Origin of the sequence: Sinorhizobium sp. NFACC03, from assembly GCF_900103435.1 — a bacterium.
Lineage (GTDB): Bacteria > Pseudomonadota > Alphaproteobacteria > Rhizobiales > Rhizobiaceae > Ensifer.
The window spans coordinates 54,290-78,609 of the sequence record NZ_FMXF01000011.1 but is presented as its reverse complement, the minus strand read 5'-3'; the positions used below and the strand labels follow the sequence as shown (position 1 = coordinate 78,609).

The window sequence follows — 24,320 nt, the reverse complement described above, 5'->3', positions numbered from 1 at the left end:
AGGAGATCCTATGAGCCTGCTATTCAACCCTGTCCGCATCGGTCGCTACACGCTTGCCAACCGGCTGACCATGGCGCCCATGACCCGCAGCCGCGCCGAATTCGATGGTACGCCCGGCACACTTGCCGCCGAATATTACGCCCAGCGCGCCAGCGTCGGCCTGATCGTGACCGAGGGCACCCAGCCTTCGGACGATGGCCAGGGCTATCTCACCACGCCCGGCATCTACACCGATGCGCATGTCGCCGGCTGGAAGAAGATCACTGCCGCCGTGCACGAGAGGGGCGGTCATATCTTCGTCCAGCTCATGCATGCCGGGCGCATGTCGCACCCCGACAACACGCCGCATCATCGCCAGGGCGTTGCGCCGTCGGCGATCGCGCCGGGGAGTGGCATGTTCACGGCAACGGGCATGCAGGACATCCCGACGCCGCGGGCGCTGACAACCGAAGAAGTGCGCCGGACCGTTGCCGACTTCCGCCATGCGGCTCGTCGCGCGGTAGAGGCCGGTGCCGATGGCGTCGAGATCCATGGCGCCAACGCCTATCTGGTCCATCAGTTCCTGGCGCCGAGCGCCAACACTCGCACCGACGAATATGGCGGATCAATCGAGAACCGGGCGCGGTTTGCGATCGAGGTGGCCGCGGCCATCGCCGAGGAGATCGGCGCGGACCGCACCGCCATCCGGCTTTCTCCCGGCCTTGCGATGTGGGGCATCGACGAGGGCGCCGAAGGGCCTGATCTTTATCGTTATCTGGTTGCCGAACTCGACAGGCTGGGCCTTGCCTATCTGCACATCATGCATGCGGGCGACGAGCCATTGCTCGCCTCGATCCGCAAGCTCTGGACGCAGCCCTTGATCCTGAACAGGCCCGGCCGCGGACGCGACGAGATCGGTTCCGATCTGACATCGGGGCTCGCCGATCTGGAGGCTTATGGCCAGATGGTGCTGGCCAATCCGGATTTCGTTCACCGGCTGAAGGCCGACGCGCCTATGAACTATGCTGACCGCATGACCTATTTCGGCGGCACCGCGAAGGGTTACGTCGACTATCCGGCGCTCGCCGCTACCGCCTGAAGCGGGAGCCTACTGCATGTTTTTGTCCTTTAACCGGCTACGATTAAAGGAAACATGCAGTAGCTGCACGTCTTGATCACCCGACCATAGGAGCGCATTGAGCTTCTCGGCTGCGATTTAGCAGTAGTAGACGCCAACTGCGCAGCGGCGCACGGTGCGCCGCGCCACTCCGGCCACGCTGACCGGCGTAAGTGGACGCCCGACCCTGGCCTCGGCTATCGAGACGAAACTGTACGAACTCAACGCTGGAATGCGCTCCGCCGCTTGCAGTCCTGGAAAGCCGACGATGCCGGCGAGCAGCACAATCTCAATTTCTTTGACACGGTCATTGGCCGCCTCCTATGGCCAGATGGCCGGGCAGTTCATCAATATCGATGAGTTCCTTCGGATCGACCTTCTTTGCGTTGGTCTCGTTCTTGAAGCCGAAATCGTCTGCAGCAACCTCACTGCCGGTCTTCCAGTCCCTGGTCTGGACGCTGTATTGCGGTGCCTGGTCAAGCTGATTGCTGGTAATGACATACCGGCAGGGATAGGGGCGCTCGCCCTGAGCGATCCAGATCTGCCAATCGATCTCCTTGGTGCGAAATGCCAGATGATCGCATTCGGTGCCGCCGATTACGCCGCTGCCGAGGTCCTTTACGTCAACAACGTCGGTCATCAGCACATCGTAGACATTCGACAGAAGCAAATCGGCGCCAGGCATGGGCTTCTGGAGCTTTTCCCGCAACTCGTCGACGAGCTGGTCCAGCGTGCCGGTCTTCTCGACCTCGGTATAGAGATTGGCGTCCTTGCCGAGAACCGTGAGAGTCTTGCCGTCGAAGATCATCTCGACATTGGCGAAGCCGCCAGTGCGCGTCGCACGAATCTTGTCGGGCCGGGCGAGATCGATCGTTCCAGAACTCGCCAGTTGGAGCTTCTGGTGATCCTTGGTAACAACCTCGAGATTAGTATCATAACCAAAAGATATGGTCTTCTGCGCCGCCAAATAGTCGGACATGGCCTTGAGCAGGCTCTTGGCCTCAGCATTCCCGGCCTTCGCGCCTGAAGGTGTTCCCATGCCAACGATTAATGCCAATACCGCAGCCGACACCGTCGCGGTGGAACGCACCACCGCTTTCTGCACAAGCTTCACCATCTGATTGTTCTCCCTCTATGCCGCACTTGGCTTACATGAGGTCGCCTCCCGGCAGCGAGCGCTCCGAGGGTGGCGATCAATGGCAGACAAATGATCGCACGGAAATCCACCTCGCGCGCTTGAGATGGATACCGCGCGCCGAAACGTACGCTTGCAATCGGAAGTCACGGATACTAGCAGGTTAATCAAATAGTGTCGACGCGATTGCAAGGCCGCTGCGCCGGCGTTCTGATCGGCACGCGACAGGCTGACATGATCTGGTGCCGGAATGAGCCGCTTCGGCACCTTGCCGCCCGGTTTTCTCAACCGGCCACGGGTCGGGCGCCCCTGCTTGCGCAACAATGTTCCGCGCGGAAGCCCGATCGTGTAACTAAAAGCCGTTGACGCCTTGGGCTTTTGTGGTTATCAACTCGGCCCATGAAAAATTTCGCGGTTATTCTTGTGGTGGGACGGCGCATGGGCAGGATGGTGTAACCATCCGGCGGTAGCCACCCATGCGCTGAACGAGGCTCCTGACGGGGCCTTTTTTTATGCCTTCAAACAAGCTAAGCACCCAACTGGGAAAAGGGACGGAAGCAAGTCAATGAGCGGTACAGAAAACCAGATGACAGGCGCGGAGATCGTTCTCCAGGCACTGAGAGACAACGGCGTCGAGCATATCTTCGGCTATCCGGGCGGCGCCGTGCTTCCGATCTACGACGAGATCCACCAGCAGGACGATATCCAGCACATCCTCGTTCGCCACGAGCAGGGCGCCGGCCACATGGCCGAAGGCTATGCCCGCTCGACCGGCAAGGTCGGTGTCATGCTGGTCACCTCCGGCCCCGGCGCCACCAATGCGGTAACGCCGCTGCAGGACGCGCTGATGGATTCCATCCCGCTCGTCTGCATCTCCGGCCAGGTTCCGACCTCGCTGATCGGTTCCGACGCCTTTCAGGAATGCGACACCGTTGGCATCACCCGGCCGTGCACCAAGCACAACTGGCTGGTCAAGGACGTCAACGATCTCGCCCGCATCATCCATGAGGCTTTCCGCGTTGCCCAGTCCGGCCGCCCGGGTCCCGTCGTCGTCGATATCCCGAAGGACATCCAGTTTGCGACCGGCACCTACACGCCTCCATCAGCCGTTCCGACCCAGAAAAGCTACCAGCCGAAGAAGCAGGGCGATCTGAAGAAGATCGAGGAAGCGGTCGAACTGATGCGCAATGCGCGCCAGCCGATCATCTATTCCGGCGGCGGCGTCATCAATTCCGGTCCGGAAGCCTCGCATCTCCTGCGCGAGCTGGTCGAATTGACGGGCTTCCCTATCACCTCGACGCTGATGGGCCTCGGCGCCTATCCGGCCTCCGGCAAGGCCTGGCTCGGCATGCTCGGCATGCATGGCACCTACGAAGCCAACATGGCGATGCATGACTGCGACGTCATGATCTGCATCGGCGCCCGCTTCGACGACCGCATCACCGGCCGCCTCAACGCGTTCTCGCCGAACTCCAAGAAGATCCACATTGACATCGACCCGTCGTCGATCAACAAGAACGTGCGCGTCGACGTGCCGATCCTCGGCGATGTCGGCACGGTTCTGGAAGACATGGTTCGCCTGTGGCGCGCCGCGTCCAAGAGCGCTGACAAGGTGCGGCTTGCCGATTGGTGGGAGATGATCACCAAGTGGCGTGCCCGCAACTCGCTCGCCTATGCGCCGAACGACGATGTCATCATGCCGCAATACGCTATCCAGCGGCTCTATGAGCACAGCAAGGGCCGCGACACCTACATCACGACGGAAGTCGGCCAGCACCAGATGTGGGCGGCCCAGTTCTTCGGCTTCGAACAGCCGAACCGCTGGATGACCTCGGGTGGTCTCGGCACCATGGGCTATGGCTTCCCGGCTGCCATCGGCGTCCAGGTCGCGCATCCGAACAGCCTCGTCGTCGACATCGCCGGCGACGCGTCGATCCAGATGTGCATCCAGGAAATGTCCTGCGCGGTCCAGTACGGCCTGCCGGTCAAGATCTTCATCCTCAACAACCAGTACATGGGCATGGTGCGGCAATGGCAGCAGCTCTTGCACGGCAACCGCCTGTCGCACTCCTACACCGAGGCGATGCCTGACTTCGTCAAGCTGGCGGAAGCCTATGGCGGCGTCGGCATCCGCTGCGACAAGCCGAGCGAGCTCGACGCTGCGATCCGCCAGATGATCGACACGCCGGCACCGGTCATCTTCGATTGCCGTGTTGCCAATCTCGCCAACTGCTTCCCGATGATCCCCTCGGGCAAGGCTCACAACGAGATGCTGTTGCCCGACGAAGCCACGGACGAAGCGGTCGCCAACGCGATCGACGCCAAGGGCCGTCAGCTGGTCTGAGATAGGTAGAGGAACCACTCACATGAACGCACACCTTCAACCGACCGGCTCCGCCTACTTCATCGCCAAGGAGACCGAGCTCGCCGAAACCCACACGCTTTCGGTTCTCGTCGACAACGAACCGGGCGTCCTTGCCCGCGTCATCGGCCTGTTCTCCGGCCGCGGCTACAACATCGAAAGCCTCACGGTTTCGGAAACGGAACACGAGGCGCACCTGTCGCGCATCACCATCGTGACGCGCGGCACACCGCATGTGCTCGACCAGATCAAGAACCAGCTCGAACGGCTGGTGCCGGTTCACCGCGTCGTCGACCTGACGGTGCGCGCCGCAAGCCTCGGCCACGACCGGCCGATCGAGCGGGAACTGGCGCTCGTCAAGGTGCACGGCTCGGGCGACCACCGGGTCGAGGCCCTGCGGCTGGCCGACGCCTTCCGTGCCTCCGTCATCGACGCCAACATCGATCACTTCGTCTTCGAGATCACCGGCAAGCCGTCGAAGATCGAACAGTTCATCGCCATCATGAAGCCACTCGGCCTCATCGAAGTCTGCCGCACGGGTATTGCGGCCATGAACCGCGGCCCGCAGGGCATGTGATAGTCGCAGCGGGCGAGGGGCTCACCTGGCCCTGCGCCCGTTTCTGGCTCGCACACGCCAAGCTAGGGCGGGCCCCATGTTTCGCGCCGGGGCTGCCCTCAGGCTCCTTGCTGAGATTATCCCTCACCCTTCGCCGGGACTGCCCCTCACCCTAGCCCTCTCCCCGCAGGCGGGGAGAGGGGACTGTCGCCGCGCGTGCCGAACGTTTTTTGATCTCCAAAAGCCATAGTTGCAGGTAGCGTCGGGTGTTTTTACGCAGGGCGTCGCCGCGCGTGTCCTTCGCCCCGCAGGCGGGGAGAAGGTGGCCGGCAGGCCGGATGAGGGGCAGGCGGAGCCTCGATGGAAGCCGCCGGAAGCCACGCGCTGTTGACTTCGCCGGTATTTCTCGCCGACTAATCGCCGACAAAACAAGCAATATCAGGCGGCGGGGTCATGTTCATGCAGATGCGGGCGTTTGTTCTGACGCGATACGGCGGTCCTGATGCTGCCGAGCTGCGTGACGTGCCGCGTCCGCGACCGGCGCGCGGCGAGGTGCTTGTCCGGGTGCATGCCGCAGGACTTAATCCTGTCGACTACAAGACGCGCGAAGGGATGCTCAAAGTCGTCCAGCGCTATCCGTTGCCTGTTGTCATGGGCAACGAACTTGCCGGCGTCGTCGAGGCGCTGGGAGAAGACGTCACGTCCTTCACGCCGGGAGATCGTGTCTTTGCGCGTATGCCCAAGGAGGCCATGGGCGGCTTGGCCGAGTATGCGGTCGTGCCTGAACAGTTTCTGGCAAAGATGCCCGCATCGATCGATTTCAACACGGCAGCCGGCGTGCCGCTTGCCGGCCTCACGGCCTTACAGGCGTTGCGCGACGAGCTTCATGTGAGGGAAGGCAGCCGGATCTTCATACCCGGTGGGGCCGGCGGCGTCGGCACCTTCGCGATCCAGCTGGCGAAATGGCTGGGGGCGGAGGTGACGACCACGGCGTCGCCGCGTGGCCGTGCGCTTGTCGAAGAGCTCGGCGCGCACGTGGTGATCGACTACACGACAGAACGGTTCGAGGAGCAGTTGCGCGACATGGACGGCGCCTTCGATCTGGTTGGCGGCGAAACGCTCATGAAGTCGTTCGGCGTGGTCAAGCGCGGCGGCAAAGTGGTTTCCATCGCCGGCATGCCCGAGCCTGAAACCGCGCGAAAGGACCTCGGCCGTGGCCTGTTCCTGAGGGCGCTTTTCTGGCTTGCATCCTACCGGATCCGCGCCGTCGCCAGGAAACATGGCGTCGCCTACCGCTACCTTTTCATGCATCCTGATGGTGCCGAGCTTGCCGAACTTGCCGATCTCATCGAGACCAAGGCGATCAGGCCCGTCATCGACCGCGTGTTTCCGCTCAAGGATGTAGTGCAAGCCTTTGCCTATCTGGAATCCGGCCACGCCAAGGGCAAGGTGGTGGTGGAGATCGGGAGTCGCTCCGGCTAACCCAAGTCTGCAGCAACGGCATCGCCGCGATGAACCGCGGCCCATAGGGACTATGATTTCCAGCGTCGGATACGGGGGACTGTCCGCCCCCTGACAGCCCCTCACCCTAGCCCTCTCCCCGCGGGCGGGGAGAGGGGACGCGGTTGTGCGCTGACCGCCCCGGGAGTTCTTTCAGGGACGAGCAGGTCGCCAACGGTTTTGCTGGGGCGAGTGGGCGCGGCGGATTTCCTTCTCCCCGCCTGCGGGGAGAAGGTGGCCGGCAGGCCGGATGAGGGGCTGTCCTACTTTGACTTCGCCTTGGCTTCGCTCTCGCGCTTGAGGGGCCGGCTGACGGGGCAGACCTCCTGGGCAAAACCATTCAGCGTGTTGATCAGATTGTTGGTCACAATGGTGTAATGAACGAACTGGCCGCGCTTTTCCTTGGCAATCAGGCCGGCATTTTCCAGCACCGTCAGATGCTGCGACACCGAGGGTTTGCTCATGTTGAAGCGCTCGGCGATTTCGCCCGCCGTCAGGCTGGAGGCTGAGAGATAGGCCAGTATCTTGCGCCGGTGCAGCGACGACAAGGCGTTGAACACACGCTGTGCCGATCCGCCTGCATCCTGGTTGAGCGTGTCGTCGTTCACGAGATCTCCTTTGTCGCCGGCAGGTCGATCAATAGGTAATTAGGATATTGCCTAAATACCTATTCGCGGGTAAATATGTAATTAGTTTATTTCCTAAATAACTTCTGCGCCGGTTGTTTTCAATCGGGTCCTTCAGTGTTGCCTGAAAAACTGGTCAGGGTTTTGTCGTGGAGGGTGCCATGGATGTCGTGTCGACTGGCAGAATGATAGCGCTGCGCGATAGCGAACCGGTGAACGGCCGGGTCGTCTGGGTTCCGGGCAAGTCGCTCTGGATCTCCGGAATGACGCTCGTGGCCGTTATCGGTGCGCCAATGACGTTTTCGGTGGACGCCCTTGTGATCTTCATCGTTCTGACGGCCCTTACGATCTGCCTCGGCCATTCGGTTGGCATGCACCGGCTACTGATCCATCGCTCTTTTGAGGCGCCGCTCTGGCTCGAGCGCATCCTCGTCACCTTCGGTGTGCTTGTCGGCATGGCCGGGCCGTTCGGCATGATCTACGCCCATGACATTCGCGATTGGGCGCAGCGCCAGCAGGCCTGCCACGATCTCTTCGCGCACCGCCGACCTTTCCTTCAGGACGCCTTCTGGCAGATGCATTGCGTGGTCGCGCTCGATCATCCGCCGCGATTTGTCATTGAAGACCGTGTCGCGCAGGATCGGTTCTATCGCTTCCTTGAAGCGACTTGGATGCTGCAGCAAGTGCCGCTGGCGCTGGTGCTTTTCGTCTTCGGTGGCATTTCCTGGGTGATCTGGGGTGTGGCGGTCCGTGTTTCCGTCTCGCTCACGGGGCATTGGCTGGTCGGTCACTTCGCCCATCGCGGCGGCGAGCAGGGGTGGCGCGTCGATGGCGTCGCCGTGCAGGGCTACAACCTGCCGCGTTTCGGTCTGGTGACCTTCGGCGAAGCCTATCACGGCAACCACCACGCCTTTCCGGAATCCGCCCGGCTCGGGATCGAGGACGGGCAGATCGATCTGGGCTGGTGGTTCATCCGCCTGCTTTCGCGCCTGGGGCTGGCTTCGGCGATCAAGCTGCCGTCCAATACGCGACGACGCGCCGGTCTCAGACGCATCGTTGCAAGTCCGGAAGGACTGACCGGCCAGAGAAAGGCCTGTCCGGTCCTGCGCGCGTTGCTGCGGTAATGCTTAAGCTGGCGGCTGGTTTAGATCATCTCCAGCGACCGCTTGCGCTTCGGCGGCGGGAAGGCGCGGTCGAGGTCGCCGAGGTCTTCCGACGTCAGGTGAATGTCCATCGCGTCGCGGTTTTCGCGGGCGCGGTCCGCCGAACCGGTCTTGGGGATCGAGATCACGCCGGGACGGGTTTTCAGGAAGGCAAGTGCGATCTGCGATGGCGTCGCCTGATGCGCCTTGGCGATGTGGATGAGATCCGGATGGCGGAGCAGTCGGCCTTCGTCGAGCGGCGAATAGGCCATGATCGCGATGCCGCGCTTTTGACACCAGGGCAAAAGGTCGAATTCGATGCCGCGGCGTGAGAGGTTGTAGAGCACCTGGTTGACCGCGACGTTCTTTCCGTCCGGTACCGCAAGCAATTCCTCCATGTCGTCGACGTCGAAATTCGACACGCCCCAGGCGCCGATCTTGCCGGCCTTTTTCAGCGCCTCGAAGGCGGCGACGGTTTCGGCGAGCGGATAGCCGCCGCGCCAGTGCAGGAGATAGAGGTCGATATGGTCGATACCGAGATGCTTCAGGCTGCGTTCGCAGGCGGCTTCGGTGCCGATCCGGCTGGCATTCGACGGCAGCACCTTGCTGACGATGAAGGCCTCGTCGCGACGCCCGCGCACCGCTTCGCCGACGATGCGCTCCGAGGCGCCATTGCCGTACATCTCCGCGGTGTCGATCAACGTCATGCCGAGATCGAGGCCAAGCTGCAGGCTCTTCACCTCGTCGGCAGCCCGCGCCGCGGTGTCGCCCATGCGCCAAGTGCCTTGCCCGAGCACGGGCACGCGGCGGCCATCGGGTAGCGTGGTTGTCGGGATCGGGTCGTGCATCGGGCTCTCCTCGCAGGCGTATAGGTTGGACGGGCGGTTGTTCGGTCCGATCGGCAATCTAGCGCAAAGCATCGCGCTTTCGAGCCCACGCCCTCGGGCAAAGCAGTATCGCGCGGCAGGCGGCTAATTTCGCGCAAAGGTCGATGAGGTGGCCGTCGTCAATTTGTCATGGTGACAAGTGGATTTGAACGATGAAGCCCGCAAATGCAGGCTTTTTTGTTTATGGTTACCCCCGGGGCCGGATGGCAGGTACATGTTGCAGGGTGAGTTTAAGGTCTCAGGTGCCGCTTTTTAGGTCTCACTCTCAGGTCTCACTTTGAAATGGGACCTAACCCGCAAACCCTTAGTTCACGGCAAGTCTCAGGTATCAGTCTCACTCTCCCCCTATGTAATAGGGGAGAGGTGATACCAAGCCCGGGACCAAGCGAAAACGAGACCAAAACGGGGCGAGACTACGACCAACGAAATTGGAGAGGGACAACAAGCGAACGCGGTTGCGTACCTTCGAATATTCCCGTCATATCGAGGTTGGCATTTCGACTAGGAGGGCCGCAGCCGACTGTGCTTGCAGCGGCGCAACTCTTGCCGAAGTAGCGTCGGTGACCGGGAGGCAATTCATTGTATCGCAGCGGGATCGCGGTAGCTTTATCAGCGGTAATAACCACCAGCGCACTAGCAGCGAATGACGAGAGCGCTTGCCTTGCCGCCGCTTTAGACGCCTACACCAAAGCAAATCTAACCTTGATCGGATCGGCTGGCGTTCCGATGCCAGCGAACGCCCTGATTGCCCAGCGGCGGTTGGAAGAGGAATACTGCGCTCGCGCAACCGAGTGCCTTGCCGCACGCCTTCCGGGAGATCAAAGGGCTATGCAGTCTGACGTGCTGTTCTCCAGTTGCTTGCGGGCCAAAGCCAAGGACAAGTACCAGGATTAGAACATTCGCCTCTCAGTGGCCCGCTAAATCGCCCCGACTAGTCGTCTCTTGGTCCGATCGTCCACCGTTGATCGCACGAGGCCACAAGACTTTAGCCGGGAGTGAGAAGGCAGGGAGTGAGGCGTGGAGCGAAGGTCAAGGGTCGAAGGCCCGTAGGCCGAGGCGAAGCCGAGCAGCCTTGACCGAAAGCGAACCCCGAACAACCGTCGCCTTCGACCCGGCGAAGCCGGTGGCCGTTCGTTTAAACGCGAATGTTACCCAGACGCTACCCGGCCCCAAGGGTAACACGGACGTGAATGGGCCAAAGCCTTGTGCCACAAGGGTTTTCTGGCTATGGCATGGCAAAAATAAAGATGTCATGGTGACAAGTTCGCGACTGGTGCCGGTCAATAGGTCAATTATGTTGACCCAATTGAGCCGGAGGAAACCATGCAGGCCGATACGCTGCTGGCGTTGTTTTTGTTTGCGTTCACCACATCGATCACGCCGGGACCGAACAACATGATGCTGTTCGCATCGGGCGTGAACTTCGGCTTCGTGCGTACCGTTCCGCATATGCTGGGCATCGGTGCCGGCTTCTTCCTGCTCTTGATCGCCGTCGGCTTCGGTCTCGGCGCGCTCTTACATTCCGTGCCGCTGCTCTACACCACATTGAAATTCGCAGGCGGCGCCTACCTCGTCTGGATCGCCTGGAAGATCGGCACCTCACGTTCGCTCGGCGAAGGCAAGGCCGGCGCCAATCCGATGACCTTCCTGCAGGCGGCCGCCTTCCAATGGGTCAACCCCAAGGCCTGGGTCATGGCGGTCTCGGCCATGGCCACCTATACCAGCAGCGAAAGCTACCTCTTCAGCGTCCTGGTCGTCGGCCTGGTCTTCGCGCTGGTCAATGTACCGAGCGTTTCCACCTGGGCAGGCTTCGGCTCGGCGCTCCGCCAATGGCTGTCGGAGCCGTCGCGGCTCAAATGGTTCAACATCACCATGGCGGTACTGCTCGTCGTCAGTCTCTGGCCGATGCTAAAATAGTGCGAATTGCGGCTTGGTGAGCATCAGCCAGAAGATGCCGGTCACGGCCAGGAAGGCCGGGAAACCGCAGGCAAACCAGATGGCGTAGAGCCGGTCGAATTCCTGTGGCAGCGACGCACCGTTTGCCGTTGCAAGACGGGCAAGATCGCGCAGCCGCAACTGGATCCAGACGACCGGGAGCCAGAAGAGACCGGTGACCACATAGAGGATCAGCGACAACACGATCCAGCCTTCCGTCAGCGACCAGCCGATGCTCGTCGCCAGCAGATAGCCGGTGATTGGCTGGATCAGCACGGCCGTGGCGGTGAAGACCGTATCGGCGATGACCACCGTTCCGGCGACATGGGCGATCAATCGTGCATCGCGGGTGCGCCGGGCCATCAGCATGAAGAAGGCGATGCCTGCGCCGGTGCCGAAGAGCACGGCGGCGCCGATCACATGGGCAAGGCGCAGCACATCTTCGAGCAGCATCAGCGTTCATCCAGAATGGCAAGCGTCGCAAGTGTGGCGAGGATCGAAGGCAGGACCTTGACGAGCGGTCCGAGCGGTTCGGCCCAGAGTGCGGGTTCGACGAGGCTTGCTGTGGCGAGATAACCGAAAGTCAGCGCGAGCATGCCCAGCAGCGCACGCTTCGCCAAGGGGCGGACGAAATGCCAAGGGCGATATCGGCAAGGCAGGTTGCAAGCGTCATCGCCGTGGCCGGGCCATCGGTGAGAAACCGCAGGAAATGCTGCCGAGCAGCGTCGAAGGCAAAAAGCGGTATCAGTCCGGACAGCAGCCAGAAGAGCGAAAGCCCGACGACCATCAGCGGCTTCAGCAGGTAGAGCCGGGCGAACCAGAGATCCTGAACGCCCGATGGATTGGCTGAAAGGCTCTGGCGGGCGGACAGGAACGGGCCGGGGGCTCGGGGCCAACCCGCGGCAGAAACGCCGCCGGCCATCACCGAAAGTGCTGTCGAGCGCAGCGGCGAACGCCAGCCAAGCCTGCCGGCGATATCGGCAAGGAAACCGACGGGTGCTGCAAGTGCTGCGGGCAACGAGACGGTTCTGGCGGCGGGCAGGCCAAGCCACTCACGGTGCAGTGCCACGAGTTCGCCAAGCGTCGGCGGTGTCTCGTCGCCAAGCACGAGATCGCTTCCTTCGGGCATCAGCCCGGCAACAGCCGCGCTGACGGCCTCTGCAACATCGCTCATGGCGACCGTTTCGACGCGTGACCCCACATGCACGAGCGGGATGGCGAAGGGCAGGGCGGCAAGGGCACGCAGCAGGGCCGAACCGCCATGGGCGTTGCGGCCAAGCACCAGCGCCGGGCGAAGGATGACATGCGCGATGCCGCTTGCCGCGAGCGCCGTGTCGGCACGGAACTTGGTGGCGAGGAAGGCGCTGTCGCTGCCGGCGCCGCCCAATGACGCTGAGATCTGGGGTGCGGAGATCTGGACGATCCGCACCGGCGATGCCTTCGCAGCCGCATAAAGCGCCAGCATCGCCGTCTCCTGGGTCGCACCGACATCATCGGCCAAACCATCCTGCAACGCGCCGGCGCAGTTGACGATGACGTCATGGGCCTCGACCAACCCTCGCCAGTTGCTGGCAGCGCGCATGTCGGCGAGGTCGGCCGTGAACCATTGCGCCTGCGGCCGTTTCAGCCGCGCGCTCGCGACATGGCGGCCGAGGCCGGTTACCATGTGTCCGTCGCTGACAAGACGATCGAGTAGGGTCGAGCCGATGAAGCCGGTGGCGCCGAGAATCAGAACCTTCATGCGGCTAGAATAGCGGAGGCGGTTGCGCGCGAAAGCATCATGTATCGTCAAAGTTTAGTCGCGGCCGGACTTGTTACAGTGACAATTCTGGTCGCCGGTCGCTGATGAAATCGATTTCGAATCCAGATTTCATCAGCTACCACTATCGCCCGAGTGAGGAGGCCGCGCCGTCTGCGCCCGAGGGGTGCGCCGGTGCCGAAAAGCACGGCGGCGCCGATCACATGGGCAAGGCGCAGCGGTGGTGTGAATTCTCGCGATCACGTCGCACCTCGCGGGAGGCTACTTCCGCCGCGATTTGTCAGCATTGCTCCCACATTCCCACCATCAGGGCACGAGTTCGATCTCGCTTAGCCGCCATTCCTTCGTGAAGAACGATTCCAGCGGACTGTAGAGACGCAGGAGCGCAAACCAGCCTTTGCCGGGCATGGTCTGGATCCAGTTGCCGCGTTTCACCCCCTCGGGTTGGGTTGGGCCGAAATAGATCGTCGTCGAGCCATCCGGTTCCGCTTCCGCGGCAGGCGATGGATAGCTCTGGCTGCCGGCGCGCGGGTAGCCTTGCGGCGTCTGTAGCATCGAGCGCGACTGGTTGTCGTAGAGCGTGAAGGACCAGAACGCGGCCGCCGGAATGTCCTTCGGCAGCGTCACCTTGTAGGTCTTGCCGCCGTCGAGGTCGTTCTTGTTGGCGTCCAGGAAACCCATGAGATATTGCGACCCGACCTTGGGGAGCCGCATGATCATGCCGGGCGAGTCGAGCGTGTAGCCGAAGTAGAAGGCCGTCTTGGAATCGAGGGTACGCGCGCCAGTCGGCGGTAGCGGGTCGAACAGGCCATCCTTTGTGATCATCGGCGGCGGCGTTTCGAAATTTGCGCCACCCTGCCACAGCATGTTTCCCCACATTGAGTCTGAATAGTACGACCAATCAGGATGGGGCCCGCTGAAACGCCAGTTCAACACACGGCTGGCCGCGTTTCCCACCGCTGCTGCATCGGTCAGAATCTTCTTCATCCGGTCGTCCGGGTTGAATTCCTTGCCCTTGACGATACCGATGGCTGCCAACTGGCCTGCAAGTTCCGGATCGTAGGAATCGGCCGGCTCGGCCTGAACATTGGCGTTGATCATCTCGAAGAACGAATAGTCGCTTGGGGGGATCGTATTGAACGCCTTGCCGCTCGCCGCGAGGAACTTGGTTTCAGGAACCGGCGGATTCACTTCAAGCCTGACTTTGCCTTCGAGCGCCGTTGCGATGCTCGTGCCGACACCGCCCGGCGTGTAGGGATAGATCTTCATATTTTTCTTGATGTTCTCGACGGTCGGCTTCGGATCGTTGTCTACAAGGTAACCGCGAGATGCATAGATGACCCGGTTCGCGACCGCGCAACATAGAAACCACCTTCCGGAACCGGACCGTCATAACCGGGTGGCAGCAGCAGGTATCTTCCGCCTTCGCCGCGGTCGGGACCGGGGAACCCGACATCGATGATCCAGCCAAACCACATGTCGTTGATCGTGCCTACCCCCATAGGAGGCTGCTCGACCACGGTCGGCCCCTTCGTCAGATCCACGATGCTGAAATAGTAGACGGTATCGGCATTGGCCGTGAGGAACAGCGACTTCGAATCCATCAGTTCAGGGTAAAGGGTGACCGTGTTGTCCTCTGCGCCGATGCTGAGAAGACCCTTGCGGATCGCATAGGCCGATGCGCCGCCATAGCTGTTGAGGAACGCGTCAAGGGCGCGAGTGAAATCAAGCGTGTCATAAACCTTGTCGACGGTGTCTGCACTCGGCGCGCCATCCTTGAAATTGAGCGTACCGATGCGAGACTCTACTTTATCCGGGGTAACCAGAATCGGTGGGATTTCGGTCGCCGTCCGGCCAAAAGCTGGATTTCCGCCGTTGACGATGGTTGCGGCGACAAGAGCTGCAAATAGTGGAAGCTTGCTTCTAATAGGTTTCATGCTGCCCTCCATTTGTTGAGTAAGACTCTGGATTGGCGCGGACAACACCACGTTGCCGGATGTCTATGGCGCGATGCACGTTTCCCGACTCCCGAGCATGCTCCGCGAGTACCTTTTGGACAAGTTTGTCTTCATGAGAGTTTGAGTCAGCGGGTCTGCAAATCGGACAGCGTGAACCCTTTCACGAGGCCGTGAAATAGCAATTACGTTACTGCAACATACGTGGAAAACGGCGCTCTTGCTGGCTTTAGCCTCGCGCGTTGGTGGATCCTACATAATAGCGCATTTTTCAATGCTGCCGGTTCGCATGGAACCGGACTTGTTACGGTGACAATTCTGGTCGCCGGTCGCTGATGAATTCGATTTCGAATCCGGATCTCATCAGCTACCACTATCGCGCGAGTGAGGAGGCAGCGCCGTCTGCGCCCGAGGGGTGCGCCGTTGCGAGGAGCCAGGCAATGTCCGAACACCATCATGGTCACGATCACGACCATCATCACCATGACAACCATTTCACCGACATGGAAGCGCGGGTGAAGGCGCTGGAAACGGTGCTGACCGAGAAGGGGCTGATCGATCCGGCGGCGATCGACGCGATCGTCGAGACCTATGAGACGAAGATCGGCCCGCGCAACGGTGCCCGCGTGGTGGCCAAGGCCTGGGTCGATCCCGATTTTGCCGAGTGGCTGAAGCGCGATGCGACCGAAGCGATCGCCAGCCTCGGCTATACCGGCCGGCAGGGCGAGCATATGCGCGCCGTGTTCAATACGGCCGAGACCCATAACCTCGTCGTCTGCACGCTCTGCTCCTGTTATCCCTGGTCCGTGCTCGGCCTGCCGCCGGTCTGGTACAAGGCGCCGCCCTATCGCTCGCGCGCGGTCATCGATCCGCGCGGGGTGCTCCAGGAGTTCGGTCTGATCTTGCCGGAGACAACGCGCATCCGCGTCTGGGACTCGACGGCGGAGCTGCGCTATCTGGTGATCCCAGAGCGTCCGGCCGATACCGACGGTTTCAGCGAGGAGGAACTCGCGGGGCTGGTGACGCGCGATGCCATGATCGGCACGGGGCTCGCGCTTTCCGGGGAGACGCTTCGATGAACGGTCCGCACGATCTCGGCGGCGCGCACGGCCTCGGCCCCGTGGCGCCGGAAAAGGACGAGCCCTATTTCCACGGCGAATGGGAGAACCGGGCGCTCGGCGTCACGCTCTCCTGCGGCGCCTTCGGCGCCTGGACGATCGACGAAAGCCGGCATGCGCGCGAAAGCCTGCCGCCGGCGACCTATCTTTCGGCGAGCTATTACGAGATCTGGACCCGCGCGCTGGAGACGCTGCTGAAGCGCCACGGCTTCGTCACCCAAGCCGAGCTCGATGGCGGCCATATGCTGGAGCCGGGTGCGAGCCCGAAGCGGGTACTGACGGCCGAGATGGTGGCCGGCGTGCTGGCCAAGGGCGCTCCGTGCGACCGTCCGGTCGCGGCGGAGCCGCGCTTTACCGCCGGCGACCGGGTGAAGACGAAGAATTTCAATCCGGAGACACACACGCGCCTGCCGCGCTACGCCCGCGCCAAGCTCGGCCGGGTGGAGGCGGTGCAGGGCGTCTTCGTGTTCCCTGATGATAACGCCCATGGCCGCGGCGAAAATCCGCAATGGGTCTATACGGTCGTCTTCGATGGGCCCGAGATCTGGGGCGAGGGCGCCGACCCGACGCTGACGGTCTCGATCGATGCCTGGGAGAGCTACCTTGAACACGTGTAAGGTGACGTCGCCGCTCGTTGCCTCGGCCGAACTGCCAAAGTCGCCGGAAGGCGACCCGGTCTTTGCCGAGCCCTGGCAGGCGAATGCGTTTGCCATGACCGTGCGCCTGCACGAAAGGGGCGTGTTCTCCTGGCCGGAATGGGCCGAGGCGCTTTCGGCCGAGCTCTACAAGCCTGGCCGCAAGGCGGATGCCAGCGACTTCTACGATTGCTGGGTAGCCGCGCTCTCGCGCCTCGTCACCGAGCTCTCGATCGCGTCTGGCCGTGAGCTGGAACACCTGACGCTGAGCTGGCAGCGGGCGGCGGAAGCGACGCCGCACGGGCAGCCGATCCTGCTCGCCAACGATCCTGAGCGGCCCTGATTTCGAAGGCTCCGATCGGCAGGACTTTCGCAAGTTGATCGCAGACGGTTTTTCACGTAGAGGCTGCTAATCTAAACGATCTGGAGCTTGCCGTGGGCGAAATGCGATATCCTTTTTCCTCCATGGAGGCGGCGGCGGAGATGTTCAGAAGAACGCCGCTCGAGCGCCTCAGCACATGGCTGGAAACGAAAAGGATGGCCCGGCGGGAGAGGAAAAAGAGACGCCGGCACGCGTTGACGTGCCTGAACGCTAGGGGGCCGGCGACCTTGTCGCCCGACGATATCCCGTTGATGTTCATCACCCACAACGACCTCAAGCTGATGCCGTCGTTCCTGGCGCATTACCGCAAGCTCGGGGTGACACGCTTCATCTGCATCGACGACGTCTCGTCCGACGGCACGCGCGAATACCTGGTGGCGCAGCCGGACGTCGACGTCTGGTCGTCCATCGTCCGCTTCAAGGAGGCGCGGCGCGGGCGCGAATGGCGGGAAACGCTGTTCGAGCGCTATGGCACCGGCCGATGGTACGTCAATGTCGATTCCGACGAGTATCTCGTCTATGACGGCTATGAGGAACGCGGACTGAAGTGGCTCATTCCGGCGCTGGAGCGCATGGGCGCCCGCCGCATGCTCGCCCCCATGCTCGACATGTATCCGGTCGATCTCGAGCGCGCCGATGTTAAGAAGCTGGAGCAACAGGCCCCCTGGGAGATTGCCGATCATTTCGATGCCACCGGCTACGTCATGCATGCGCTGAAGCGGGCCTTCAGCGTCAAGGGTGGGCCGCGCTATCGCAAGTTCGGAACCGACCTGGAGATGGTCAAGTATCCGCTGCTGTTCTGGGACGGCGAGTGCTGCTTCGGGCCCAGCATCCATCAGCCCTTGCCCTATGACCGGAATTTTCCAGCCGCCATGGGCGTGCTGCTGCATTTCAAGTTCTTCGCCGATTATGCCGAGGTCGTCGATGCGGCGGCGGCAGGCGGGCAGTATTTCGATGCCTCCGCCGTCTATGTGAAGATCAAGGAGAACATAGCAAACGCCGGCGGTCTGCAATTGACGTCGGATGTTTCGGTGCGCTTCACCGGATCCAAGCAATTGCTGGATCTCGGATTTATAACGCGGCTTGAGCGCGCCTGAAGCGCGGCTCGGCGAATAGCTTGGAGTGAGAATGGAGAAGGCGAAACTCGTCGTTCTGTTTCCGGTCTTCAATGGTGCGAAGACCTTGGAAAAGTGCCTGCAGTGCATCGCGGATCAGGATTTTAGGGATTTTCGCGCCATCATCGTCGAGAACGGGTCGACCGATGGTTCGCTGGAGATCGCCAAAGCCTTCGCGGCGAAGGATCCTCGCTTCGAAGTACTCGAGAACGAAGTGCACCTCAAGGCTGACGAGAACTTCCTCAAGTGCTTCCACCTCGGCACCGAACTCGGCGAGTATTTCTGCCTCAGGGCCTGCGACGACTTTTCGACGCTCGACTACCTGTCGCGCCTCGTCGCCGCCCTGGACGCGGATAAGACCAAGCTGCTCGGGGTTTCGGACGTCAGGCGCATCAACAACGGCAAGGGACGCCTTGCCAGCCCCAACCGCGACGTCTTCAATTTTGCCCAGCGCGTGCGCGACGGTAACATCCCGCGCAATCTGAGCTATCCGTCCGAATGGGTCTACGGCATCTATCGGTCGCAAGGCAGCCTGGAGATCCTGCTCCGGCGCTATGCGGAGTTCAGCTATCCCTGGACCGGCGCCTCCTACATAGTCACGGAGTTCGTGGTGCGCGATCTCGTCGCCTATGTTGAGGGGCCCGAGTTCCATTTCATCGAGGGTTCGGGATCGGTTCAGCGGTATGGCGCAAAGACCTTCCGGGAAAAGTTCTCGCAGCGCTGGGACTATACGGTCGGTTGCTATCGGCTGAAGGACAAGCTGCCGCCGATGTCGCCGTGGACAAAGTTCCTGCTGTTCCGGATGTTCTGGAACGACGCGCGTCGCAAGACCCGCTACAAGCTCCTCGGCTTTTTCTGATTGGGCGGACACGCGCCGGAGAGGGCGCGCCGCGATCTCAACTTCCCTTCGCCTCGCTCTTGTCGAACTGGCGGTAGCACTCGTCGGCCACCTGCTGCAGCAGGCTGCGCGGCACCTCGCCGGTGACGGCGTAGCCGATCGGGCCGTCGATCCAGTAGAAGGTCTCGACGCCGTCGACGCTGTCGATACGGAAACTGGTCTCGCGGTTGTCGTCGTTCCGGCCGAGAAGCACGGTGAGCCTGCGTCCGGTGCCGTCCTCATACATGAACATCGCACCCGCCTTGCCATTGACCGGCAGCAACCGGCCGCCGACCAGCGAGAAGCCGAGCGAGGAGAGATCGGGGATCGACAGCGGATGTTCGAGGCGTTTTCCTAGCCAGGTGGCGAGATGGCTCTGCTCGTCGGCGCCCACTTCGACGGCGTGGCGCACTTCGCTGGCATAGACCAGGAAGGCTGATTGCGCCTGCCGCGGCAAGCTGTCGGCGGTCTCGATCGATTGGTTGCCGCCATCGGCAGAAATCAGAGATGGCGCGTAGAGGCCGGTCAGCGCGCCCGCGGCAAACAGGGCGAGACCGGCGGCGATGGCGCGCAGACGGCCGGTGGCGGATCGCTTGCCCTTGTCCGGGTCCGATTGCGGAAGATCGTTGCGGCTTTTCGATAGCAGGGCGCGGTCGTTTGTGTCGCTGTGGGCGTAGCCGGCGAAGAGCGCACGAAGGTCCAACGCCTGCGCCTGCCATTGCCGGACTTCTTCGGCGCGGGCGGGGTTGCTCTCCAGCCATTGCTCGATCCGTTCGCGTTCCCGTGGGGTCACGAAACCGTCGACATAGGCGTGCAGGTCGTCTTCGGAGACGGTGTTGAGATCTTCCGTCATTTCGGTCTCCGCATGCTGATCACATTGTCGTCCTTCATGGCTTCGGCAAGCTGGCGCCGGGCGCGTGAGAGCCGCGACATCACGGTGCCGATTGGAATGGCCATCATCTCGGCCACGTCCTGGTAGCGGTATCCCTCGATCACCACGAGCATCAGCACCGAGCGGTTTTCCGAGGAAAGGCCGTTCAGCGCCCGTTCGAGCTTGGAGCGTTCGAGCGGGTCGCTTTCGCGGTTCTCCGCCTCGAGCCCCAGATCCTCCTCCAGCGCCACCTGCGGGTGCATGGAGAGGTAGCGGTGCCGGTTGCGGCCGAGATTGGTCATGATGGTGAAGGCCCAGGCGCGCAGGTTGACGCCGCGCCATTGCGCGCGGCGCGAAAGCACCTTCTCCACGCAATCCTGCAACAGGTCCTCGCCATCCGGATCCGAGCGCACGAGGCTGCGGGCATAGCGCCTCAGCGCTGGCACCAGAGCCAGCACGTCCTCTTCGAACCGGTCGGATGCGGGGTTTTCGGCCCCCGCATCCGCATTGCCGCCATTACGGCTTTGCGACATCCCATTCGCCCTTCACGCCATCACCGGTAATGTCACCCATCTTCTTGTCCTTGACGAAGAAATAGAGCGGCATGCCATCTTTGGCCCACTGTTTCTTGCCGTCCTTGCGCTCGACGACCGTATAGGCGCCTTCGGCCTTGGCGCTGGCTTCCGCCAGGAAGGGCGGCCAGTTCTTGGCGCAATTGTCGTAGCAGCTGGACACGCCGCCATGGTCGTCCTTGTAGGTATAGAGCGTCATACCGTTTTCCCCGGCCAGTACCTTGCCCTTGGCCGATTCGACTTCCTTGACCGGCGGCGCGGCGAAGGCCGTGGCGCTGGCGGCAAGGAGCATGGCGATCGTCAATGGAAACGTTCTCATGGCAATTGTCCTTCCTCAAGATGATTTTCCTATCCGGAAACGGGCGGATGCCTCCTCGTCCCGTTCCGCAAGAGCCGCATGCTTGCAGATCCAACCGTGAGACACGGTGCGCGCGGGATTTATTCCCGGAAAACTGGTGAATATGCGAGACGGGGGACCGCTGCTCCGACACCGCGCGCGGATCGAGGCAGAAAGGCGTCGCCCCCAACTACGGTCGACGGCGGTGGTTCAAATCCGGGAGGGGTGCAGACGTCGAGCGAAGGGCCTCAAGCCCGGTCGGCGACGAAGCGGGCGAGGGCTGGACCGATCATGGTGATGATCAGAAGGCGGGCGGTCTGCAGCGCCATGACGAAGGAAAGGTCGACATTGCTCGAGGCGGCAATGACCGCGATCGAATCGAGCCCGCCGGGGCTGGTGGCGAGATAGGCGGTCAGCGGATCGATGCCGACGACCTTGATCAGGAGCACCGCGAGCAGACCCGAGAAGGAGATCAGCACGATAATCGAGATGACCGTCGGCACCAGCGCGCGGCGCGCGTGGATGAGGATCTGGCGGGTGAAGCCAAGGCCGATGTTCCAGCCGAGAGCCGCAAAACAGAGCGCCAGCAGCCATTGCGGCAGCACGGTCGTCATGACGCCGCTGACGTTGAGCACGGCGCCGACGAGGAAGGGCAGCAGGAAGGCGCCCGCCGGCACGCGCAGGAAGCGGCCGGCAAGGGCGGCGCCGAGCCCGACGGCAATGGTCTCGAGGAAGGGCAAGCCGTCGATCGGCGCGAACCAGTGCGTGGTCTGCTCGGCTTCGGCACCGGTAACCCACATATGCGCCACGACCGTTGCGGTGCTGGCGACGAAGATCACGCGCAGATATTGCATGAAGGCGACGAGGCGGGCGTCGGCGCCATAGGCATCGGCCATCAGCAGCATGGTCGAGGCGGCACCGGCCGACGAGCCCCAGATCGCCGTCGTGCCCGGCAGGATGCGCATGCGGGTGATCACCCAGCCGCAGAGCGTGCTGACGGCGATGACCGAAAGAATGACGGCGAGGAACAGCGGCCAGTTACCGGAGAAGGTCACGAGCATGCCCGGCGTCATGGCGCCGGCGATCATCATCGCCAGGATGAACTGCACGCAGAAGAAGAGCTGCCGCGGCAGCCGGATCGTGCCGCCGTTCATGCCGACGAGAACGGCGCCGAGCATCGGGCCCATCAACAGCCCGGCCGGAAGGCCGATGAATTCGAAGAACGAGGCGAGCACAATGGAGATTGCCGAGAGCAGGCACCATTGCAGCCACGGGGCCAGCCGTCCGATGCCGACCTTTTCCGGAGAGGACGCGGCTTTGGGCTTGTCGGTCGTCACGGGCATTCTCCGGCATGACCCCGTAAAGGCGGAGCGGCCATTCGTGGCCGGCCTCGACGGGCTTCGAGCGATGGTCGTCACCAGCAGGATCGCGGCGCCATCAATGTCCCGCTCGTTAGCAACAATGCGGCGTTGCATTCAAGGGGCACGGCAAGAAAGTGCCACAGCTGCCGTCGGCCGGAAACAAGGGGAGCGGTGTCGCCACACTTGCCGGGAAGGCTCGCAGCTGTGTGACGAACGCGCGTTGTGAGAAAAAAACGTGAACAAAAGATCTCTGGCTCGGGTAGCGCGACAGATGCGGTCAGGCAAAAAGATATTGATTTTGCGTGGCAATTTCGTGAATTGCCGCGGAGTGCTCGCCAACCTGCCGTCACAGGGGCCGTGCAGCCCATAAATCCGGGCTTGCGTGTGCCGCCCGAATCCTGACACTCAAGCCCATGCAGTTCGCACCGCAACAGGACGAGGCCCTCAAGGCCGTTTCGCAGTGGCTGAAAGAGGGCCGCTCGCCGCTCTTCCGGCTGTTCGGCTATGCCGGCACCGGCAAGACGACGCTGGCCCGGCACTTTGCCGAACATGTCGATGGCGACGTGCTATTTGCCGCCTTCACCGGCAAGGCCGCGCAGGTGCTGCGCTCCAAGGGTGCCAGCAACGCCAAGACCATCCACTCGCTGATCTATCGTCCGCGCGGCGAGGAGGAGGTTTCCGATGAGGAAACCGGCAAGACCTCGATCGCGCCGATGTTTGCGATCAATCGCCAGAGCCCGGTCGCCAAGGCCGCGCTGATCATCGTCGACGAATGCTCGATGGTGGACGAGGCGCTCGGCAAGGACCTGATGAGCTTCGGCACGCCGATCCTGGTGCTCGGCGATCCCGGCCAGCTGCCGCCGGTCTCCGGTGGCGGCTACTTCACCAACCAGGAGCCGGATTATCTGCTGACCGACATCCATCGTCAGGCGCGCGACAATCCGATCATCCAGCTCGCCATGCAGGTGCGCGAAGGCAACGAGATCATGCATGGCGACTACGGCACCACGCAGGTGATCGGTCGCGGGCAGGTGAACCAGGAGCTGGTGCTGGAAGCGGATCAGGTGCTTGTCGGCACCAACAAGACCCGCCGGCGCTACAACCAGCGCCTGCGCGAACTCAAGGGCTTCACCAGCGACTATCCGCAGTCCGGCGACAAGCTGGTCTGCCTCAGGAACGACCCTGCCAAGGGCCTGCTCAACGGCTCGCTGTGGCAGGTGATGAGCTCGTCGAAGGAAACGGTGAAGCCGGGCATCAACCTGATGATCCGGCCGGAAGACGACGACATGGATCGCGGTGCCGCCAAGATCAAGCTGTTGAAGGCGGCCTTCGAGGATGTCGAGGGCGAGATCCCCTGGACGACGCGCAAGCGCTACGACGAGTTCGACTACGGCTATGCGCTGACGGTGCATAAGGCGCAGGGCTCGCAGTGGAACAACGTCGTTTTGTTCGATGAAAGCTGGGCCTTCCGCGATACGCGGGAACGCTGGCTCTACACCGCGATTACCCGCGCGGCGGAGCGACTGACGATCGTTCGCTAAGGGCGGCTACGGAAGGGGTGCGACGTTGCCGATCAACAGGATCATCGTGTCGAGGCCTTTTGTCAGCATAGTGGACGCGATTTCGGCTGGCGGATACAACCCGTTTCTCTGCCAAGCGACACGTGGATTCCGCACCGCCCTGTTTGCTGCTAATATCATAGCTTCACCACCGGTTGTGGAGGGCAAAATGTCTCGGGCTCGCTTCCTTTCCGTCGCCGCATTCTCAATAGGCTTTGCAACGACGATCCACGCAGCGCCTATCAACATGACAAACAGTCCGTCCTGGACCAGCCCCACCGCTGCAAATCCATCGGACCTGGTTCTGGTGGCAGAGACCAAGAAGCCGCTGGTGAAATCGCCGTCGGTCAAGGCTGGAGCAACCGGCCCACAGACCACGGTCGGCTCTGCTGAACTGACTGCCCAGGAATGTGAGCGCGTTGGCGGTGTCGTGACGGGCAACGGTGACCCTAACTGCAAATCGAACCAGCGGTGCAAGACGACGCTGAGCAACGGCGACATCCGCTCGGTATGTATCGACGAAGCAAATTAGGCTCACCA

At 62.2% G+C, this 24,320-nt stretch carries 22 protein-coding genes and 2 pseudogenes; 13 read left to right on the top strand and 11 right to left on the bottom strand.

Annotated features, from left to right (window positions below):
- The first annotated feature begins 10 nt into the window (after positions 1-10).
- Complete coding sequence (locus tag BLU35_RS15855) at positions 11-1,078, top strand: alkene reductase (RefSeq protein ID WP_176907281.1); 1,068 nt, start codon at positions 11-13, stop codon at positions 1,076-1,078.
- 117 nt (positions 1,079-1,195) lie between these two features.
- Here BLU35_RS15855 and BLU35_RS36840 read toward each other — a convergent pair whose 3' ends face one another.
- Positions 1,196-1,390 carry a hypothetical protein gene (locus BLU35_RS36840; RefSeq protein WP_093233672.1) on the bottom strand — a complete coding sequence of 65 codons (195 nt, stop codon included), beginning with the start codon at positions 1,388-1,390 and terminating at the stop codon, positions 1,196-1,198.
- Positions 1,391-1,403: 13 nt separating this feature from the next.
- The gene (locus tag BLU35_RS15845) at positions 1,404-2,213 is read right to left on the bottom strand and encodes a DUF2092 domain-containing protein (protein WP_093233671.1); all 810 of its coding nucleotides are present in this window, start codon (positions 2,211-2,213) and stop codon (positions 1,404-1,406) included.
- 583 nt (positions 2,214-2,796) lie between these two features.
- Here BLU35_RS15845 and BLU35_RS15840 point away from each other — a divergent pair.
- The 3 genes from BLU35_RS15840 to BLU35_RS15825 all read left to right on the top strand — a co-directional run bounded on the left by BLU35_RS15840 (position 2,797) and on the right by BLU35_RS15825 (position 6,631).
- Positions 2,797-4,575 (top strand): acetolactate synthase 3 large subunit, encoded by a 1,779-nt coding sequence (locus BLU35_RS15840; RefSeq protein ID WP_093233670.1) that lies wholly within the window; start codon positions 2,797-2,799, stop codon positions 4,573-4,575.
- 22 nt (positions 4,576-4,597) lie between these two features.
- On the top strand, positions 4,598-5,170 hold the full coding sequence (gene ilvN / locus BLU35_RS15835) for an acetolactate synthase small subunit (RefSeq protein ID WP_065374914.1): 573 nt from the start codon (positions 4,598-4,600) through the stop codon (positions 5,168-5,170).
- A gap of 432 nt (positions 5,171-5,602) precedes the next feature.
- Positions 5,603-6,631, top strand: coding sequence for an NADP-dependent oxidoreductase (locus BLU35_RS15825; RefSeq protein WP_286161532.1), 1,029 nt, complete (start codon positions 5,603-5,605; stop codon positions 6,629-6,631).
- Between the two features lie 281 nt (positions 6,632-6,912).
- Here BLU35_RS15825 and BLU35_RS15820 read toward each other — a convergent pair whose 3' ends face one another.
- Positions 6,913-7,257 (bottom strand): metalloregulator ArsR/SmtB family transcription factor, encoded by a 345-nt coding sequence (locus BLU35_RS15820; RefSeq protein ID WP_065374913.1) that lies wholly within the window; start codon positions 7,255-7,257, stop codon positions 6,913-6,915.
- 179 nt (positions 7,258-7,436) lie between these two features.
- Between BLU35_RS15820 and BLU35_RS15815 the strand changes: the two genes are divergently transcribed.
- Positions 7,437-8,399: an acyl-CoA desaturase gene (locus tag BLU35_RS15815; RefSeq protein ID WP_093233668.1), complete on the top strand. Its 963-nt coding sequence runs from the start codon at positions 7,437-7,439 to the stop codon at positions 8,397-8,399.
- Positions 8,400-8,419: 20 nt separating this feature from the next.
- Here BLU35_RS15815 and BLU35_RS15810 read toward each other — a convergent pair whose 3' ends face one another.
- On the bottom strand, positions 8,420-9,265 hold the full coding sequence (locus tag BLU35_RS15810) for an aldo/keto reductase (RefSeq protein WP_093233667.1): 846 nt from the start codon (positions 9,263-9,265) through the stop codon (positions 8,420-8,422).
- Positions 9,266-10,627: 1,362 nt separating this feature from the next.
- Between BLU35_RS15810 and BLU35_RS15800 the strand changes: the two genes are divergently transcribed.
- The gene (locus BLU35_RS15800) at positions 10,628-11,221 is read left to right on the top strand and encodes a LysE family translocator (RefSeq protein WP_093233665.1); all 594 of its coding nucleotides are present in this window, start codon (positions 10,628-10,630) and stop codon (positions 11,219-11,221) included.
- Here the strand turns inward: BLU35_RS15800 and BLU35_RS15795 are convergent.
- From BLU35_RS15795 to BLU35_RS15785, 3 genes and pseudogenes are all read right to left on the bottom strand, one after another.
- On the bottom strand, positions 11,213-11,689 hold the full coding sequence (locus tag BLU35_RS15795; protein WP_058321317.1) for a DUF2269 family protein: 477 nt from the start codon (positions 11,687-11,689) through the stop codon (positions 11,213-11,215). The genes BLU35_RS15800 and BLU35_RS15795 overlap by 9 nt on opposite strands.
- 2 nt (positions 11,690-11,691) lie before the next feature.
- A pseudogene (locus BLU35_RS15790) lies at positions 11,692-12,980 on the bottom strand (SDR family oxidoreductase).
- A gap of 324 nt (positions 12,981-13,304) precedes the next feature.
- A pseudogene (locus BLU35_RS15785) lies at positions 13,305-14,935 on the bottom strand (DUF1254 domain-containing protein).
- A 458-nt stretch (positions 14,936-15,393) separates the two neighbouring features.
- Here BLU35_RS15785 and nthA point away from each other — a divergent pair.
- The 5 genes from nthA (at position 15,394) to BLU35_RS15760 (ending at position 19,062) form a co-directional block, all read left to right on the top strand.
- On the top strand, positions 15,394-16,032 hold the full coding sequence (gene nthA / locus BLU35_RS15780) for a nitrile hydratase subunit alpha (RefSeq protein ID WP_057253620.1): 639 nt from the start codon (positions 15,394-15,396) through the stop codon (positions 16,030-16,032).
- Positions 16,029-16,688: a nitrile hydratase subunit beta gene (nthB, locus tag BLU35_RS15775; protein WP_093233664.1), complete on the top strand. Its 660-nt coding sequence runs from the start codon at positions 16,029-16,031 to the stop codon at positions 16,686-16,688. Before nthA ends, nthB begins: the two co-directional genes overlap by 4 nt.
- Positions 16,675-17,049: a nitrile hydratase accessory protein gene (locus BLU35_RS15770; RefSeq protein ID WP_286161531.1), complete on the top strand. Its 375-nt coding sequence runs from the start codon at positions 16,675-16,677 to the stop codon at positions 17,047-17,049. The genes nthB and BLU35_RS15770 overlap by 14 nt, the downstream gene beginning before the upstream one ends.
- Positions 17,050-17,243: 194 nt before the next feature.
- The gene (locus BLU35_RS15765) at positions 17,244-18,185 is read left to right on the top strand and encodes a glycosyltransferase family 2 protein (protein WP_502688157.1); all 942 of its coding nucleotides are present in this window, start codon (positions 17,244-17,246) and stop codon (positions 18,183-18,185) included.
- Positions 18,186-18,216: 31 nt separating this feature from the next.
- Entirely contained in the window at positions 18,217-19,062 is an 846-nt protein-coding gene (locus BLU35_RS15760; protein ID WP_093233662.1) for a glycosyltransferase family 2 protein, read from the top strand.
- A gap of 37 nt (positions 19,063-19,099) precedes the next feature.
- Here BLU35_RS15760 and BLU35_RS15755 read toward each other — a convergent pair whose 3' ends face one another.
- The 4 genes from BLU35_RS15755 to BLU35_RS15740 form a co-directional block, all read right to left on the bottom strand.
- Entirely contained in the window at positions 19,100-19,933 is an 834-nt protein-coding gene (locus BLU35_RS15755) for an anti-sigma factor family protein (RefSeq protein WP_093233661.1), read from the bottom strand.
- Positions 19,930-20,484, bottom strand: a complete 555-nt coding sequence (locus BLU35_RS15750) for an RNA polymerase sigma factor (protein ID WP_057253630.1) — start codon at positions 20,482-20,484, stop codon at positions 19,930-19,932. Before BLU35_RS15750 ends, BLU35_RS15755 begins: the two co-directional genes overlap by 4 nt.
- Complete coding sequence (locus tag BLU35_RS15745) at positions 20,468-20,842, bottom strand: COG4315 family predicted lipoprotein (RefSeq protein WP_058321292.1); 375 nt, start codon at positions 20,840-20,842, stop codon at positions 20,468-20,470. Before BLU35_RS15745 ends, BLU35_RS15750 begins: the two co-directional genes overlap by 17 nt.
- A gap of 266 nt (positions 20,843-21,108) precedes the next feature.
- Positions 21,109-22,197, bottom strand: coding sequence for an AbrB family transcriptional regulator (locus BLU35_RS15740; protein WP_286161530.1), 1,089 nt, complete (start codon positions 22,195-22,197; stop codon positions 21,109-21,111).
- Between the two features lie 437 nt (positions 22,198-22,634).
- Between BLU35_RS15740 and BLU35_RS15735 the strand changes: the two genes are divergently transcribed.
- Complete coding sequence (locus BLU35_RS15735; protein WP_057253637.1) at positions 22,635-23,762, top strand: ATP-dependent DNA helicase; 1,128 nt, start codon at positions 22,635-22,637, stop codon at positions 23,760-23,762.
- 25 nt (positions 23,763-23,787) lie between these two features.
- A complete protein-coding gene (locus BLU35_RS34985; RefSeq protein WP_143032935.1) occupies positions 23,788-24,312 on the top strand; it encodes a hypothetical protein in 525 nt (174 codons plus the stop codon).
- The last annotated feature ends 8 nt before the right edge of the window (positions 24,313-24,320 follow it).